This is a genomic window from uncultured Lacinutrix sp., from assembly GCF_947500605.1.
Classification (GTDB): Bacteria; Bacteroidota; Bacteroidia; order Flavobacteriales; family Flavobacteriaceae; genus Lacinutrix.
On record NZ_CANMSJ010000001.1, the window covers coordinates 177,417 to 193,928 of the forward strand.

A 16,512-nucleotide genomic window follows, 5' to 3' on the forward strand; every position below is an offset into this window, starting at 1 on the left:
AAATTTAGAATAATTTTACAATTGATTTGGAATTGTAAATTTATTTTAACAATATTTGTAAACAGAAAAAAAGCAATGAACTTTATTCAATCACATCATCATCATTTTCATATTTGCACTCAAGCGAACTGATTATGTATTGAATAAAATCAAGATATTATTAAAAACCGTTTGAGCTAATCAAACGGTTTTTTGTATTTATATACTTCCCAAAAGATTTGCTCAAATAAGAAAAATAAAAAAAAAGAAAATGAGTAAATTAAGAATTGCAGTACAGAAATCAGGAAGATTAAACGAAGATTCAATGAAGCTTCTTAAAGATATTGGTATTTCTATCGAGAATGGAAAAGATCAATTAAAAGCATCGGCTAGAAATTTTCCTTTAGAAGTGTTTTATCTACGAAATGGCGATATACCTCAGTATTTAAGAGATGGTGTTGTGGATATTGCTATTATTGGCGAGAACGTTTTAATAGAAAAAGGAAACGATTTACCAATTGTAGAGCGCTTAGGTTTTTCAAAATGTAAAGTTTCTATTGCAGTACCAAAAGAATCTAATGCATCAAGTTTAAAAGATTTAGAAGGCAAGCGCATTGCAACATCGTACCCAAATACAGTAAATCAATTTTTAGAGAAAAACGGAATAGAAGCAAACCTTCACATTATTAATGGTTCTGTAGAAATAGCGCCAAATATAGGTTTAGCAGATGGTATTTGCGATATTGTTTCTAGTGGAAGTACATTATTTAAAAACGGATTAAAAGAAGTAGAAGTGCTTTTAACATCTGAAGCCGTTTTAGCAAAATCTCCAAAATTGTCTGATGATAATGAAGCGTTATTACAAAAAATTCAATTTAGAATCCAATCGGTTTTAAGAGGACAAAATTCTAAATACGTTTTATTAAATGCGCCAAATGATAAATTAGAAGAAATTATTTCAATATTACCAGGAATGAAAAGTCCAACAGTACTGCCATTAGCAGAAGAAGGTTGGAGCAGCGTACACTCGGTAATCGATAAAAATTTATTCTGGGATGTTATCGATGAGCTAAAAGCCAAAGGAGCTCAAGGCATTTTAGTTTGTCCAATTGAAAAAATGGTAATGTAATTAACGTCACTTCGAGTGATTTTGAGGCACGAGAAATTGTATCGAGAAGTAATTTAAAAAGATTACCGCTTTCGCGGAAAATAAATATGAATACTATACTAAACCCAAACAAATCAACGTGGTCAGCCCTTTTAAAAAGGCCTACACAAACGGTTGATGATATTGAGAACACTGTGAATCAGGTTTTTGAAGATGTATCTAAAAATGGAGACGAAGCCATTGTTAAATACACTAAGAAATTTGATGGTTGCGAATTGACTTCAAATGTTGTTACTGCTGAAGAAATAGAAAAGGCATCGGCTTTAGTTTCAGAAGATTTAAAAGAAGCTATCCAACAAGCAAAGTCAAATATAGAAGCATTTCACAGTGCTCAGAAAACAGATAAAGTTGAAGTAGAAACTGTAAAAGGTGTTCAATGTTGGCAAGAAAAAAGACCAATAGAAAAAGTTGGTTTATATATTCCAGGCGGTACTGCACCATTATTTTCTACAGTACTAATGTTGGCAACTCCTGCAAATATAGCAGGTTGTAAAGAATTGGTGTTATGCACACCACCAAATAAAGAAGGTAAAGTAGCTAACGAAATTTTATACGCGGCAAATTTATGTGGTGTTACTAAAATTATTAAAGTTGGAGGTATTCAAGCGATTGCAGGTTTAACGTTTGGTACAGAAACGATTCCTCAGGTTTATAAAATTTTCGGGCCAGGAAATCAGTTTGTAACTGTTGCAAAGCAAATTGCAACTAAGTTTGGTGTCGCTATAGATATGCCTGCTGGACCAAGTGAATTGTTAATTGTGGCAGACGATACAGCTAATGCAACTTACGTGGCTTCAGATTTGTTAAGTCAAGCCGAGCATGGAGCAGACAGCCAAGTTATTTTGGTATCAACCTCTAAATCTTTAATAGAAAAAGTTTCTATTGAAGTTGAAAAGCAGTTAGCAGAACTACCAAGAAAAGAGATTGCAACACAAGCAATAGCGAATTCTAAGTTAATTTATGTTGAAAACGATAACATTGCCTTAGAAATGATAAATGAATATGGACCAGAACATTTTATTGTTTGCGTAGAAAATGAAGATTTATACGTTAATAGAATAGCAAACGCAGGCTCAGTTTTTATTGGTAATTATACACCAGAAAGTGCTGGAGATTATGCGTCTGGAACCAACCATACGTTACCAACTAACGGATTTAGTAAAGCGTATTCCGGAGTGAATTTAGATAGTTTTACAAAAGCAATTACGTTCCAAAAAATATCAAAAGAAGGTATTTTAAATATTGGAAACACTATTGAGTTAATGGCTGAAGCCGAAGGATTACAGGCACATAAAAATGCTGTAACTTTAAGATTGAAGGATTTAAAGTAACTGTCATTTAGAGAGCAGAGAAGAATCTATAAAAGAATAACGTTTTGTTATTCCTGCGAAGGCAGGAATCCATTTTAAGAAACAATATGAATATTAACATAAACAACCTCGTTAGAGACAACATAAAAGCTTTAAAGCCTTATTCATCAGCAAGAGATGAGTTTAAAGGTACTGCCGATGTTTTTTTAGATGCCAACGAAAATCCATTTGGAACTTTAAATAGGTATCCAGATCCGCAACAAAAAGAAATTAAAGAGAAGTTAGCTACACTTAAAACAGTAGAAACAAATCAAATTTTTATTGGTAATGGTAGCGATGAAGTTATCGATTTAGCGTTTCGTATTTTTTGTGAACCAGGAAAAGACAAAGTATTAACGTTTTCGCCAACTTATGGAATGTACGATGTCTCTGCGAATATCAATAATATCGAGATTATAAAACAACCGTTAATTAACGATTTTCAAATTAGCCTAAACCAATTACAACCGTATTTGGATTTCGAAGACATAAAAATCATTTTTATCTGTTCACCAAATAACCCAACAGGAAACAGCATTAATCCTGAAGATATTGAATATGTTTTAGAAAATTTTGAAGGCATCGTTATAGTGGACGAAGCGTATATAGATTTTAGTGCACAAGCATCATTTATTAAAAATATTAATAAATACAATAACTTAATAGTAAGCCAAACCTTTAGTAAAGCTTGGGGATTAGCAGGTGTTAGAGTAGGAGTCGCTTATGCAAGCGAAGCCATTATAAAATTATATAATCGTGTAAAACCACCATATAATATCAGTACTTTAAATCAGGAAGCCGTTTTAAAAAGCTTAAATAATTTTGAAGCAGTTACCGAAAACATTCAAATAATTCTTGATGAAAGAACAAAGTTAAAAGAAGCTTTGAGTACATTATCTATAGTGAAAAATATACATCCAACGGATGCTAATTTTTTACTCGTAGAGGTTGAAAACGCTAATAAAACGTATCAATATTTAATTGAAGAAAAAGTAATTATTAGAAATAGAAATACACAAGTAGAAAACTGTATTCGTATTACAATTGGTACTTCTGAGGAGAATGACAGATTAATAAAAGTATTAAAAGAAATATCATAATGTTTTGTCATTCCTGCGAAAGCAGGAATCCGGAGCATATTAACAATAAAAAAATAGATTCCTGCTTTCGCAGGAATGACAAATAAGATGAAAAAAGTATTATTTATAGATAGAGACGGAACATTAGTATTAGAGCCACCAGTAGATTATCAATTAGATAGTTTAGATAAGTTAGAATTCTACCCAAAAGTATTTCAATATATGGCTAAAATAGCTTCAGAATTGGATTACGAATTGGTAATGGTTACAAATCAAGATGGTTTAGGAACAGATTCTTTTCCAGAAGACACCTTTTGGCCTGCTCAAAACAAAGTAATGAGCGCTTTCGAAAAAGAAGGTGTTGTTTTTACTGAAGTTTTTATAGATAAAACGTTTCCTCATGAAAATGCCGAAACACGCAAACCAAGAACAGGTTTGTTAACGCAGTATTTTGACAAAGAAAAATACGATTTAGAAAATTCTTTTGTTTTAGGTGATCGTATTACAGATATGGAATTGGCTAAAAATTTAGGAGCTAAAGGTATCTTTCTATCTGAAGATCCTGAGTTAGGAGCAGATGAAATTGAAACTTCTAAACAAGCAATCTTAGACTGTATCGCTTTAACAAGCACAGATTGGGAAGCTATCTATGAGTTTTTAAAATTAGAAGATCGTGTAGAAGAAATTACACGTAATACTAACGAAACACAGATTTACATTAAACTAAATCTTGATGGTTCTGGTAAAAACGATATTGATACGGGTTTATCTTTTTTCGATCATATGTTAGACCAAATTGGTCGTCATGGCGCAATGGATTTAACCATTAAAGTAAAAGGTGATTTAGAAGTAGACGAGCACCACACTATTGAAGATACCATGATTACTTTAGGTGAGCTATTCAACAAAGCTTTAGGGAACAAATTAGGAATAGAACGTTATGGTTTCTGTTTACCAATGGACGACTGTTTAGCACAAGTAGCAGTGGATTTTGGAGGTAGAAATTGGTTAGAATGGGAAGCAGATTTTAAACGTGAAAAAATTGGCGATATGCCAACAGAAATGTTTTTCCATTTATTTAAATCGTTTACAGATGGCGCAAAATGTAATTTAAACATAAAAGCTGAAGGTAAAAACGAACACCACAAAATAGAAGGTATTTTTAAAGCCTTTGCAAAAGCTATGAAAATGGCAGTAAAACGCGATTCAAATAAAATGTTTTTACCATCAACTAAAGGCATGTTGTAAATAGTTTTGTCATTCCTGCGCAAGCAGGAATCCACAAGCTAAAAATAATTAAAAATAGATTCCTGCTTTTGCAGGAATGACAGAAGAATGAAACTAGTTATAATAAATTACGGAGCAGGAAATATTAAAAGCATTCAGTTTGCTTTTAAAAGACTTGGTGTAGATGCTATTTTGTCTAACAATCCAGAAGAAATAAAAGCTGCTGATAAAGTGATTTTCCCAGGTGTTGGTGAAGCAAACTCAGCAATGAAAATGCTTAGAGCCTCAGGATTAGATGCTTTAATTCCAACTTTAAAACAACCTGTTTTAGGTATTTGTTTGGGTATGCAATTAATGTGTAAATCTTCGGAAGAAGGAAATACAAAAGGTTTAAGCATCTTTAATGTCGCTATTAAACGTTTTTCAAATGCTGTAAAAGTGCCACAAATGGGATGGAATACTATTTCAGATTTAAAATCACCTTTATTTAAGGACATTAAGGAAGATGCTTTTATGTATTTAGTCCATAGCTTTTATGCCGAAGCGTGTATCGAGCAAATTGCAACTACAAATTATGAGTTTAATTACGCATCTGCATTACAGAAAGATAATTTTTATGGTGTGCAATTTCACCCAGAGAAAAGTAGTGTAGTGGGAGAGCAAATTTTGAAGAATTTTTTAGCACTTTAGGGCGTTATTCTGAATTTATTTCAGAATCTAATAGTAAGATATAATGTTTTGTCATTCCGCACTTGATGCGGAATCCACAATAAAAGAATAAGTATTAATTAAAACAGATTTCCCTTTTCACGGGAAGGTAAACTATGAGAATAATACCAGCAATAGATATTATAGACGGAAAATGTGTTCGTTTAAGTAAAGGAGATTATAACACAAAGAAAATATATAACGAAAGTCCGTTAGAAGTAGCTAAGTCTTTTGAAGGTGCAGGAATCCAGTATTTGCACGTTGTAGATTTAGATGGCGCAAAAGCAAAACACATTATTAATCATAAGGTTTTAGAGCAAATAGCAATTAAAACGAACTTGAAAATAGATTTTGGAGGTGGATTAAAAACCGATGAAGATTTAAAAATAGCTTTTAATTCTGGTGCTTCTCAAATTACAGGAGGAAGTATTGCAGTTAAAAATCCTGAGATTTTTCAAGAATGGTTAATTAAGTTTGGAAGCGATAAAATTATTCTTGGAGCCGACTGTAATAACGAAAACATTGCTATTAGTGGTTGGTTAGAAGAAAGTGATTTAAAAGTAATTCCGTTTATTAAAGAGTATCAAGAAAAAGGAGTAAGCTACGTTATTTGTACAGATATTTCTAAAGATGGTATGCTTGAAGGCCCTAGTTTTGAGTTGTATGAGCGTATTTTAAAAGGTTGTCATTCAGAGAAAAGCGAAGAATCTATAAAACTAATAGCTTCTGGAGGAATTTCAACTTTCGATGAGTTGCCAAAATTAGCCGAGTTAGGTTGCGAAGGTGTTATAATTGGTAAAGCAATTTATGAAAACAGAATTAGCTTAAAACAATTAGAGAATTATATAATTAATAAATAGTTTTTGTCATTCCTGCGTAGGCAGGAATCCACAATAAAAGTAATAGTATAGTTATGTAACACTTGAATAATTAAAAGTGTTTCTACGAAAAGAAAATTAAGAACAATAATTAATAAGATTCCTGCCTACGCAGGAATGACAGATATGCTTACAAAACGAATAATACCTTGCTTAGATATTAAAAATGGACGTACCGTAAAAGGCGTAAATTTTGTCGATTTACGAGATGCTGGAGATCCTGTAGAATTAGCCAAGCAATATGCTTTAAAAGGAGCAGATGAGTTGGTTTTTCTTGATATTTCTGCAACTTTAGAAGGTCGAAAAACCATGCACGATATGGTTTTAAAAGTTGCCGAACATGTAAATATTCCATTTACAGTTGGTGGTGGAATTTCGAGTATTGAAGATGTAGACGCTTTATTAAAATGCGGAGCAGATAAGATTTCTATAAATTCGTCAGCAGTAAAAAGACCAGAATTGGTTAACGAATTGGCGAATAAATTTGGAAGTCAGTGCGTTGTGGTTGCTATAGATGCTAAAAATGTAGATGGTAATTGGATTGTGCATTTAGCAGGAGGAACTATTCCAACAAAACTAAATTTATTCGATTGGGCAAAAGAAGTAGAACAACGTGGAGCAGGAGAAATTTTGTTTACGTCTATGGATAATGATGGTACAAAGGATGGTTTTGCAAACGATGCTTTAGCAAAATTATCTGAAGAATTAAATATTCCAATTATAGCTTCAGGTGGAGCAGGAACGATTCAGCATTTTGTGGATACCTTTAAAAAGGGAAAGGCAGATGCTGCTTTGGCTGCGAGTGTATTTCATTTTGGAGAAATACCAATTTCAGAATTAAAAGAAGCATTAAAAGAAAATAATATAGCAGTACGATTATAGTTGTACATAATGTCACTTCAAGTGATTTGTGAAGCATGAACAAAGTGTATCGAGAGGCTTTTAAAAATGACTTTTGATACTAAATTGTAGAAAACACAATCTCATTAGAACTGGCGTAAATAATAAAACAAAATGAATATAGATTTCAATAAAAACAAAGATGGTTTAGTACCTGCAGTTATACAAGACGCAACAACAAAAAACGTATTAATGTTGGGTTATATGAACGAAGAAGCGTTCAATAAAACGAAGGAAACTAAATTAGTGACCTTTTTTAGTAGAACTAAAAATCGTTTGTGGACTAAAGGAGAAGAAAGCGGAAACGTTTTAAATTTAGTAGATATAAAACTGGATTGTGACAACGACACGTTGTTAATTCAGGTAAATCCAAAAGGACCAACATGCCATAAAGGAACAGATACGTGCTGGAATTATGAAAATACTGAGAATTTTGGTTTTATTTCAAAATTAGAAAACACTATTGAAAGTAGAGTAAAATCCGGTGATTCAGAGAAATCTTATGTCGCTTCATTATTTGCATCTGGTATTAATAAAGTCGCTCAAAAAGTAGGTGAGGAGGCTGTGGAAGTTGTTATTGAAGCAATGGATAACAACGACGACTTGTTTTTAAGTGAAAGTGCAGATTTATTATTTCATTATTTAATGTTGTTACAAGCAAAAGGCTTTAAATTAAATGATGTAGTTGCTGTTTTAAAGGGAAGAGAGAAGAAGTAAGCTATAAAATATAAACTGTCGCTAAAATCATTTAGCGACAGTTATTCTAATGTATTTAGAAAGTTTAATCGTGCATTAGAACCACGTAAACCATTATGTCTATTAGTTATTTTTAGATATAATCTCTAAAGTTTGTGCTAACCAATCGCTATTAAAATCTAATGGATATTCTGGCACAATCCCTTTTCCTTCGTATTCTAGATATTTACTAAAATCCATATCTGTTGGTGTAATATTAAAATGCGCTGAAGGCGTATTATAGTTGTATCCATAATTCATTCCATAAGCAATAATACCTCTTGTAGTTTGCCCTAAATGTTTAGCATTTTTTAATGCTTTTAGTTTTAAGGTAAATTGTTCACCATTACTGCCAGCAAAACAATTGGTTATAATATACACGTTTTTCTTTTTTAATAACTTTAAAAAAGGATCGGACAGTTTACTATTTCCACCACCATTACTTCTTAAATCTACAATTACATTTTTAGCTGTAAGCTTCGTTTTCATGTCTGCATAGAAATTTTTAAAAGCTGTTTTGTTTTTTTTGCTGAAAGAACTAAAATTACCAAAATACATGTATTGTGTTTCTGGTGTTAGTTGTTTAAACTCCCAGTTTGATTGATCTTTAATTGGTAATTCAAAATTATTTGTATTTCCTATTTTTTTGTAAGCCCAAAGCCTTCCGTTTTCTAAAGAAATGCTTTTAACAAAGCTTGGTGTTCTTGTTATTGGGTGGTAATAAAACAAGTTGTATTTATTACCATTTGTATAAGTTGCTTCAAAAATTATTTCTCCAGTTTCCCATTGGTTTAAATCGCTTTTTAAAACCACACCAATTAAGTCTTTCTTGTTTTTAGAATAATACACACCAATAGTTTGCTGGTCTTTAAAGTTATAAAGTCCTTCTAAGTCTGTGATAGCTTTTTGAGACAATTCGGCTTCTAAAGTTTCTAGATTTTGATTTGTTTTTGGATGATTTATAAACTTATTAGTAGCTTTAAAGGCTTCAATTCCGTTTTCTGTATCTATTGTTTCTTGAGATAAATATTTGGTATTAAATTTTAAGCCGCTGTGTACATCGTTAACTAAAACCATTTGTTCTAATAACATTTTATAACAAGTTTCTACTGGAATTGGTTGCGTCATTTTAGCTGAAAGCATTTTGTAACTTGCTTCAAATTCATCTTTTTTAGTGCCTTTAATTTGATGTTTATAAGAAGGCATCTTTTTCAGTTTTTCAACTATAAAATCTAAATCAGTTTTACAGTTACATGTTTCCGTTTGTGAAAAAGCGAATGCGATTCCGAATAAAAAAAAGAGACTAAGTGTGATTACATTTTTCATAATTAAGTGGTTTTATATGATTAAACTTTCTGAAGCAAAGATATTTCAGAATAAGCTTTAAACTCAATTATAATAGTGCTTTGGGATGGAATGATGCTATGCTGTGGTGAAATTCAGGACAACTTTAGTAGCTTCTAGGTAGGTTTTAGAAATTGGAGCTTCAATAGCGTTAGAAAGTAGTAAAGAGTGTTTACCTTTTTCTGTTTTCCATTGTTCAAAATGATACGGATTAACAATATAAGAACGATGCGTTCTCAATAATTCGGGAAAAGATTCTGCAATAACAGATAGTTTATTTCTAATTAAACTTTTCTTTAATGTGTTATTAGAAAGATAAAATATTTCAATATAATTATCGCTGGATTGCAGACATATTAAATCGTTTAAAAGCAGTCTTAAACTTTCGTAGTTTCCTTCTCCTTTAATTTCAATTTTCTGATCTTCTAGTTTTTTTTGCTTGTATTTACCAAAACCAAAACGACATATAACAACTATTGGTAAAATGGTAAACATGGCAGGTAATATAATTGATTTAATGTGGTAAAATAAACTATGAGCATTTGGGTGCCAATCGACCACAAATTGAAGATAGAATAACCTAATTATTACTATTGCCGTTATTATAAAAAAGAAGATAAATAGTAACTCGCTTGAAAACGTCCAAACGTTTTTATTTTTTTTATAAATCCAATATTGAAATGGGAGTGTACCTATATATAAAAGAGCTGCAACTAAGCCATAGCCTGGTAAATAGACTAGTTTCTCGGTTCCATTAAGCTCATTAACATCAAAAGGTTCGGTAAAATAAAGAAACACAAAAACCCATAAAGCCAATCCTAAAGCGATTAAGAGGTGGTGTTTTATAGAGGAATCGAAAGGATATTTAAGCTTCAATAGTATTTGGTTTTAAACGAATTTAATAAAAAAGCATCAATTCTAAAAGGATGAAATTGATGCTTAATATTTAAGTTTAAGTTGGTTTTTAAGAAATCCAACCTTTTTTTGTAGCATGTTTTGCTAGAAAAACTAAAGCTATGCCAACAATTATAATTAAAAGAGTCATAGTATTTGCCATTTCTAAAACAAAAGTGAGGTAACTCATTTGTGCAATAGCAGCAATTAAAGAGACTAGCAATATAATATAAGCCCATTTTTTTCTAAGTACTAAAGCTAAGCATCCTAAAGCACCAGCAAATACTGCTATAGCAAATGCTGCTGTGTACCAAGCTGGTAAATTAGCATACATTTGTTGGTCTGTTTCAGACATTTGCGCTAGTACTTCGTCGCTCATATAAGCTTGTCCTATATAAGCAACAACTCCCATAGCATTCCATAGTAGTGCTAAAATAGATACAATCCAATACCAGATGGGTACTTTTGTAGTTTCAATTTGTGTCATTATTTTTAAATTTTAGTTAGTTTTTTATAATTACAAGGTATAAAAATTTTGCCATTTTTATTAAATTAGGTTACTTGCACCGCTATGGCATTTAATAAAAAATATTTCTACTTAATTACTATTCAATATTTGGGTTACCGTTTTCACGGTTGGCAAAAACAACCGAATGTAAAGACCTTGCATTTAATGGTGGATAGAACTCTAAATTTTATTTTAGAAGGGAAACGTTTTAAAAGTTTAGCTTCTGGTAGAACAGATGCTATGGTATCTGCAGAGGAAGCAGCTATAGAATTATTTTTATTTGAAAAAATTGAAGACGAGACAGCCTTTTTAGAGTTGTTTAATAGAAATTTACCTCAAGATATTCGTGCGCTTACCATTAAAGAAGTTGATGCTGAGTTTAATATAATACAGCATTCTAAAATAAAGGAATACTTATATGTATTTGCTTTTGGAGATAAGTTTCATCCTTTTTGTGCGCCTATACTTACTACTATTTTAGACGATTTAGATATTGATTTAATGATTGAGGCTGCTAAATTATTTGAAGGAGAGCACTATCTTAAAAACTATTGCTATAAACCCACAGATAATGGAATATACAATAGGACGATTATTAAATGCGAGATTGTAGAAAACACTATTTACACTGCAAACTTCTTTCCTGAAAAAAGTTATATCCTTCGCGTAAAAGGAAAAGGTTTCATGAGAAATCAAATACGTTTAATTATGGGTACCTTGATCGAGGTAGGTCAAGGAAAACGCACTTTAAAAGATATAGAATCTAGTTTAACACCAGAGTTTGAAGGTCATATTTACTATGTTGCACCTGCTTCTGGACTAATTTTAAAAGGTATTGAATTCGAGTAAATCTTGAATTATTCTCTCCTAATCTTGCATTTTAACACTTTTTTATTAAGAAAAGACCACTATTTTAGGGTGTTTATTGGAATTCTATAACATTCTTAAAAAATCATATAACACGTCTGCTCGATTTGTGTTGCATCTTTGTACCGAAGATAATAACAACCTTAAAAAACAGACGATATGAATTATTTGAATATGAAAGATGAAAAGTTAATTCCTGTAGTAATGGAGTTAAACTCGTTGTTAGCAGATTACAACATTTATTACCAAAAACTAAGAAGCTTTCACTGGAATGTTTTAGGAAAAAACTTTTTCGATTTACACATCCAGTTCGAAGATATGTACAACGATGCTAAAGTGAAAATTGATGCAATAGCAGAACGCATACTTACCTTAAGACACCATCCTGTAAGTAATTTTAGCGATTACTTAAAAATCTCATCAATAGAAGAAGCTTCAGTTTTAGCTACAGATCAAGAAATGGTGGAAATACTATTAAACGACCATAAAACAATCCTTGCTCAAATGACAGATGTTATTGCAAAATCTGAAAAAGTAGGAGACGAAGGAACAATAGATTTAATTGGTGCATACATTCGTGAGTTAGAAAAATCAAGTTGGATGTTAAATGCTTGGTCTAAAAGCTCAGACGATCAATTAAAGAAGGAAGAGATTAAGAGTGAGGCTAAGAGTTAATATTAAGTGATACAACAGTATTCTTAATTATTAACCTCAAATAACAAATGATGACAGACGAATTAAACACAGCATACGAACTAATATCAGGTAAATTAATAGGTTGGTTAAATACCTTTGTAAAAAACTTACCAAATCTTGTAATTGCAATTATAGTACTAATAGTATTTTATTTCATTGCTAAATATGTTTCTCGATTAATCGGAAAATTAATATCTAAAAAAGTAAAACAAGACTCATTAGTTAATATTATTACTAAAATATCAAGTATTACTATTATAGCAGTAGGATTGTTTCTTGCTTTAGGTGTAATGAATTTAAGTAAAACTTTAGAAACCTTAATTGGAGCCGCAGGTGTCTCTGGTTTAGTAATAGGTTTAGCTTTACAAGGCACGCTTAGCAACACTTTTGCTGGTATTGTATTAAGTTTTAGAAAAAGTATAGAACTAGGTAATTGGGTAGAAACTAATGGTTTTTCAGGAGAAGTTGTAGAGATTAGCTTAAAAAACTTTGTAGTTAAAGAAGCAGATAATAATATGGTACTTATCCCAAACAAGTCAATCTTAGAAAATCCAGTTAAAAACTACTCTTTAACGACAAAAATGAGAATTTTCCTAGAATGTGGCGTTGGTTACGAGTCAGATTTAGATGAAGTTGAAGCATTAACAAAACAAACTGTTGCAGATACATTCGATCAAATAAACTCACCAGACGAAGTAGAATTCTATTATACAGAGTATGGAGGGAGTTCAATAAATTACCTATGTAGATTTTGGATAGAATCTGAAAATGCACTAGAGAAAATGAAAGCAAAAAGTAAGGCTATTATAGAGATTAAAAAGGCTTACGATAAAAAAGATATTAATATACCATTTCCTATTAGAACGCTACAATTTGATAACAAATTAAGTTTAGATCATAATAAGGAATTAGAATTGTCAAAAAACTAAAAATTAGTTTTTTGAAATACATTTATTAACCATTAAAAACAAAAATTATGTTACGTTGGACCATTACATTTATTATAATCGCAATTATAGCTGGAGTCTTAGGATTTGGTGGTATTGCAGGAGGAGCGGCAGGAATAGCTAAAATATGTTTCTTTATATTTCTAGTATTATTTGTGTTATCCTTAATTAGAGGAAGGAGATAAATTTTTCAATTATTTAAAAAAATAAGCTAAGATTTTTGTAAAAGATATTTAGTTTAATTGTAGATTTATTCTAATGTTTAACCATTAAAAAAAACAATAAAAAATGAAAAAAATATCATATTTATTAGTCTTAATGTTTTCGTTATCTATAGCATTAACAGGATGTAGAGAAGAAAAGAAAACACCGGAAGAAACAATTGAAGAAATTATTGAAGATGCAGGAAATGAGATCGATGATGCTTCAGACGATGTACAAGATGCAATTGAAGATGTAGAAGAGGAAATCGAAGAGATTGATGACGAATCTTAATAACCAATAAAACACTAAAAATGAAAAAATTACCATATTTATTTATAGCCTTATTCACAATGTCTATAGCCTTAACAAGCTGTAGAGAAGAGTCAACTGGAGACAAGATAGAAAATGCCGTTGAAGACGTTGCAGATGATATTGATGATGCAGTAGATTAATTTTAATACTAAGTTTTTAGTTAAAGTCTCAGTTTCAGAATATTGAAACTGAGACTTTTTTTTGTATTTTTATAGTCCAATTTCAAACTCTGTTTATGATTTCAAAAAACGTATTTAATTTTTTAAAAAAATTAGAAAAGAACAACAACCGAGACTGGTTTAACGATAATAAACCAGAATTTAAAACATTAGAAACCGAGGTTAAAAGTTTTTACAATACAATAAATGAAAGATTAAATACTCACGATGAAACAGATAAGGTAAAAGTATTCAGGATTTATCGCGATGTTCGTTTTTCTAAAAATAAACTACCTTATAAAACACATCTTAGTGGTTCTTTTCATAGAGTAAAACCAAGATTACGTGGTGGTTACTATTTCCATATTCAACCTAATAACGAAAGCTTTATTGCTACAGGTTTTTGGGATCCTGCAAAAGAAGATCTATTGCGAATTAGAAAAGAATTTGAAATGGACGATGAGGAAATAAGATCCATAATTAACAATAAAACCTTTAAATCTGTTTGGGGAGAGTTAGAAGGAGAGGAGTTAAAAACAGCACCAAAAGGCTTCGATAAAGAACATCCAGCTATAGATTTAATACGAAAGAAACAGTTTGTTTTTACTAAAAAACTTACAGATAAAGAGGTGCAAAGCAAAGAATTGCTAGATATTATAGATAATGCTTTTGTTACTATCCGCCCATATTTCGATTATATGAGCGCGATTTTAACAACAGATTTAAACGGAGAATCTCTAATAGATTAAATAGAGATAAGCGTTTCTGTTTTTTCAAACAACTGAATATTACTTTGCAAGCGTTGTATTACTAAATTCATCATGCGTTTATTTAATGCAGATGAATTTTCTATGTAAAGAGAATACTCTTCGGTAGTAAACTGCCCAATAATCATTCCTTTTAGCGAATTTCTAAGCTTAATGTCCTTATGTATTGCATTGTCTATATAGTGCAAACGCTTATCTATAGTAAGCTCATAAAACACGTTTTTATGCTTTGCTGTGTAGTTTCTAAAGACAGCAACAAGTAAATCGTTTTGTAATTTAATAATTGGACGCAACGTAACGTTTTGAAAACGTTCACCTTTACTCATATTGTCACTTATTTTAATCGTGTTTATTATTGGCCTAATGTCTAATAATTGTAAGTCTCTAGTTGTCATGATTATAAGTGTTTTTATAAAATTATTAATTATAACGGTATAATTATTTCATATAGAAATTTCTTGTTAACGGTCTTATCAACAATTACCTTTATAATAAATTAATATGAAATGAAATTTGGAAGCGTAGATCATCCAGAATTAATAGACTTTACTTTACCAAAAGACCATAAAGATACTAAACGTGTGCTTAATTTGGTAAAGGATGATAATGTGCCAGAAATATATGTTGGCTGTGCAAAATGGAATAGAGCAGACCTTAAAGGTTTTTATCCAAGAGGTACAAAAGACGAATTGGCTTATTATGCATCACAATTTAATTCTATTGAATTAAACGCTACTTTTTATCGCATTTTCCCATCAGAGCAGTTTGCTAAATGGTATGATAAAACACCATCGCATTTTAAATTTTTTCCTAAACTGAATCAGGAAATTTCGCATTGGAAACGTTTACAAGATACAAACGCTGTAGTTGAAAATTATTTATACAATGCATCAAATTTAAAAGAAAAACTAGGAACCATTTTTTTACAAATGCATTCCAATTTTGCGCCTAAAGATTATTCTCGTGTGGTAGATTTTATAGAGCATTGGCCAAAAGAGATTCCCTTAGCGGTAGAGTTTAGGCATACAGATTGGTATAATACAGAAATTGCAGAAAAACTATATCAGCTTTTAGAAGCAAACAATATTTCTAATATTATTGTCGATTCTGCTGGCAGACGAGACATTATGCACATGCGTTTAACAAACAGTACAGCTTTTGTGCGTTATGTTGGTGCAAACCATCCAAGTGATTATGCAAGATTAGACGATTGGATAGAACGTATTAAAGACTGGAGAACACAAGGAATTAAAGAGATTGATTTCTTTATTCATCAAAATTTAGAAGTAGAATCGCCTTTGCTTTCAGCATATTTTATTAAAAAATTAAACAACGAACTTGGTTACGATTTAAAAGTTCCAAACGAGGACACTATCGCACCACAACAAAACTTATTTACATTATGAGATTTCACACAAGAAAATGGGTAAAACCCGAAGATTTAAATCCGAATGGCACTTTATTTGGTGGCCGTTTATTAGCATGGATAGATGAAGAAGCAGCACTTTATACTGTAGTACAATTAAATAATTCGAAAATTGTAACCAAGTATATGAGTGAGATAAATTTTAATAGTAAAGCCGTAGAAGGTGATATTGTTGAGATAGGAATGGAAGTTAAGGTTTTTGGTAAGTCGTCAATCACTTTAAAATGTGAAGTAAGAAACATGATGACAAGAGAAACCATTATTACAGTAGAAGATATTATTATGGTTAATCTTGGAGACGATGGGAAACCAAAACCTCATGGAAAAACTAAAATTGAATATATCAAAGATAGGCTAAAGGAGTAA

General features: G+C 31.1%; 21 protein-coding genes. 17 read left to right on the forward strand and 4 right to left on the reverse strand.

Going from position 1 to position 16,512, the window contains the following annotated elements; genetic code table 11:
* The first annotated feature begins 250 nt into the window (after positions 1 to 250).
* The 8 genes from hisG to hisIE all read left to right on the forward strand — a co-directional run bounded on the left by hisG (position 251) and on the right by hisIE (position 8,005).
* A complete protein-coding gene (gene hisG / locus Q0935_RS00845; RefSeq protein WP_299248104.1) occupies positions 251 to 1,108 on the forward strand; it encodes an ATP phosphoribosyltransferase in 858 nt (285 codons plus the stop codon).
* Between the two features lie 86 nt (positions 1,109 to 1,194).
* Positions 1,195 to 2,478, forward strand: a complete 1,284-nt coding sequence (hisD, locus tag Q0935_RS00850; RefSeq protein ID WP_299381536.1) for a histidinol dehydrogenase — start codon at positions 1,195 to 1,197, stop codon at positions 2,476 to 2,478.
* Between the two features lie 86 nt (positions 2,479 to 2,564).
* Positions 2,565 to 3,596 (forward strand): histidinol-phosphate transaminase, encoded by a 1,032-nt coding sequence (gene hisC / locus Q0935_RS00855; RefSeq protein WP_299381539.1) that lies wholly within the window; start codon positions 2,565 to 2,567, stop codon positions 3,594 to 3,596.
* Positions 3,597 to 3,683: 87 nt separating this feature from the next.
* Complete coding sequence (gene hisB / locus Q0935_RS00860; protein ID WP_299381541.1) at positions 3,684 to 4,823, forward strand: bifunctional histidinol-phosphatase/imidazoleglycerol-phosphate dehydratase HisB; 1,140 nt, start codon at positions 3,684 to 3,686, stop codon at positions 4,821 to 4,823.
* A gap of 87 nt (positions 4,824 to 4,910) precedes the next feature.
* Positions 4,911 to 5,492 carry an imidazole glycerol phosphate synthase subunit HisH gene (gene hisH / locus Q0935_RS00865; RefSeq protein ID WP_299381544.1) on the forward strand — a complete coding sequence of 194 codons (582 nt, stop codon included), beginning with the start codon at positions 4,911 to 4,913 and terminating at the stop codon, positions 5,490 to 5,492.
* Between the two features lie 134 nt (positions 5,493 to 5,626).
* On the forward strand, positions 5,627 to 6,370 hold the full coding sequence (gene hisA, locus Q0935_RS00870; RefSeq protein WP_299248084.1) for a 1-(5-phosphoribosyl)-5-[(5-phosphoribosylamino)methylideneamino]imidazole-4-carboxamide isomerase: 744 nt from the start codon (positions 5,627 to 5,629) through the stop codon (positions 6,368 to 6,370).
* Positions 6,371 to 6,514: 144 nt separating this feature from the next.
* Positions 6,515 to 7,270, forward strand: coding sequence for an imidazole glycerol phosphate synthase subunit HisF (gene hisF / locus Q0935_RS00875; protein WP_299382323.1), 756 nt, complete (start codon positions 6,515 to 6,517; stop codon positions 7,268 to 7,270).
* A gap of 132 nt (positions 7,271 to 7,402) precedes the next feature.
* The gene (gene hisIE / locus Q0935_RS00880; protein ID WP_299381547.1) at positions 7,403 to 8,005 is read left to right on the forward strand and encodes a bifunctional phosphoribosyl-AMP cyclohydrolase/phosphoribosyl-ATP diphosphatase HisIE; all 603 of its coding nucleotides are present in this window, start codon (positions 7,403 to 7,405) and stop codon (positions 8,003 to 8,005) included.
* A gap of 102 nt (positions 8,006 to 8,107) precedes the next feature.
* Here the strand turns inward: hisIE and Q0935_RS00885 are convergent, their stop codons facing one another.
* The 3 genes from Q0935_RS00885 to Q0935_RS00895 all read right to left on the reverse strand — a co-directional run bounded on the left by Q0935_RS00885 (position 8,108) and on the right by Q0935_RS00895 (position 10,748).
* Complete coding sequence (locus tag Q0935_RS00885) at positions 8,108 to 9,349, reverse strand: S41 family peptidase (RefSeq protein WP_299381550.1); 1,242 nt, start codon at positions 9,347 to 9,349, stop codon at positions 8,108 to 8,110.
* Between the two features lie 96 nt (positions 9,350 to 9,445).
* On the reverse strand, positions 9,446 to 10,243 hold the full coding sequence (locus tag Q0935_RS00890) for a LytTR family transcriptional regulator DNA-binding domain-containing protein (protein ID WP_299248076.1): 798 nt from the start codon (positions 10,241 to 10,243) through the stop codon (positions 9,446 to 9,448).
* 88 nt (positions 10,244 to 10,331) lie between these two features.
* Positions 10,332 to 10,748 carry a hypothetical protein gene (locus Q0935_RS00895; RefSeq protein WP_299381553.1) on the reverse strand — a complete coding sequence of 139 codons (417 nt, stop codon included), beginning with the start codon at positions 10,746 to 10,748 and terminating at the stop codon, positions 10,332 to 10,334.
* Between the two features lie 84 nt (positions 10,749 to 10,832).
* Between Q0935_RS00895 and Q0935_RS00900 the strand changes: the two genes are divergently transcribed.
* The 7 genes from Q0935_RS00900 to Q0935_RS00930 all read left to right on the forward strand — a co-directional run bounded on the left by Q0935_RS00900 (position 10,833) and on the right by Q0935_RS00930 (position 14,702).
* A complete protein-coding gene (locus Q0935_RS00900) occupies positions 10,833 to 11,618 on the forward strand; it encodes a tRNA pseudouridine(38-40) synthase TruA (protein ID WP_299381555.1) in 786 nt (261 codons plus the stop codon).
* 177 nt (positions 11,619 to 11,795) lie between these two features.
* The gene (locus Q0935_RS00905; protein WP_299248067.1) at positions 11,796 to 12,311 is read left to right on the forward strand and encodes a DNA starvation/stationary phase protection protein; all 516 of its coding nucleotides are present in this window, start codon (positions 11,796 to 11,798) and stop codon (positions 12,309 to 12,311) included.
* Between the two features lie 47 nt (positions 12,312 to 12,358).
* Positions 12,359 to 13,261, forward strand: a complete 903-nt coding sequence (locus Q0935_RS00910; protein ID WP_367181420.1) for a mechanosensitive ion channel family protein — start codon at positions 12,359 to 12,361, stop codon at positions 13,259 to 13,261.
* 47 nt (positions 13,262 to 13,308) lie between these two features.
* A complete protein-coding gene (locus tag Q0935_RS00915) occupies positions 13,309 to 13,464 on the forward strand; it encodes a DUF1328 family protein (protein ID WP_083477220.1) in 156 nt (51 codons plus the stop codon).
* 103 nt (positions 13,465 to 13,567) lie between these two features.
* Positions 13,568 to 13,774, forward strand: a complete 207-nt coding sequence (locus Q0935_RS00920; RefSeq protein ID WP_299248060.1) for a hypothetical protein — start codon at positions 13,568 to 13,570, stop codon at positions 13,772 to 13,774.
* Positions 13,775 to 13,794: 20 nt separating this feature from the next.
* On the forward strand, positions 13,795 to 13,935 hold the full coding sequence (locus tag Q0935_RS00925; RefSeq protein WP_299248057.1) for a hypothetical protein: 141 nt from the start codon (positions 13,795 to 13,797) through the stop codon (positions 13,933 to 13,935).
* 95 nt (positions 13,936 to 14,030) lie between these two features.
* The gene (locus Q0935_RS00930; RefSeq protein ID WP_299381558.1) at positions 14,031 to 14,702 is read left to right on the forward strand and encodes a DUF2461 domain-containing protein; all 672 of its coding nucleotides are present in this window, start codon (positions 14,031 to 14,033) and stop codon (positions 14,700 to 14,702) included.
* On the opposite strand, the gene Q0935_RS00935 is transcribed toward Q0935_RS00930, so the two are convergent.
* A complete protein-coding gene (locus Q0935_RS00935) occupies positions 14,699 to 15,115 on the reverse strand; it encodes a glyoxalase (protein ID WP_299381561.1) in 417 nt (138 codons plus the stop codon). The two genes, Q0935_RS00930 and Q0935_RS00935, sit on opposite strands and share 4 nt — an antisense overlap.
* 111 nt (positions 15,116 to 15,226) lie before the next feature.
* Here Q0935_RS00935 and Q0935_RS00940 point away from each other — a divergent pair, with 111 nt between their 5' ends.
* Both Q0935_RS00940 and Q0935_RS00945 read left to right on the forward strand, forming a co-directional pair.
* Positions 15,227 to 16,126, forward strand: a complete 900-nt coding sequence (locus tag Q0935_RS00940) for a DUF72 domain-containing protein (protein WP_299381564.1) — start codon at positions 15,227 to 15,229, stop codon at positions 16,124 to 16,126.
* Positions 16,123 to 16,512 carry a hotdog domain-containing protein gene (locus Q0935_RS00945; protein WP_299381567.1) on the forward strand — a complete coding sequence of 130 codons (390 nt, stop codon included), beginning with the start codon at positions 16,123 to 16,125 and terminating at the stop codon, positions 16,510 to 16,512. Before Q0935_RS00940 ends, Q0935_RS00945 begins: the two co-directional genes overlap by 4 nt.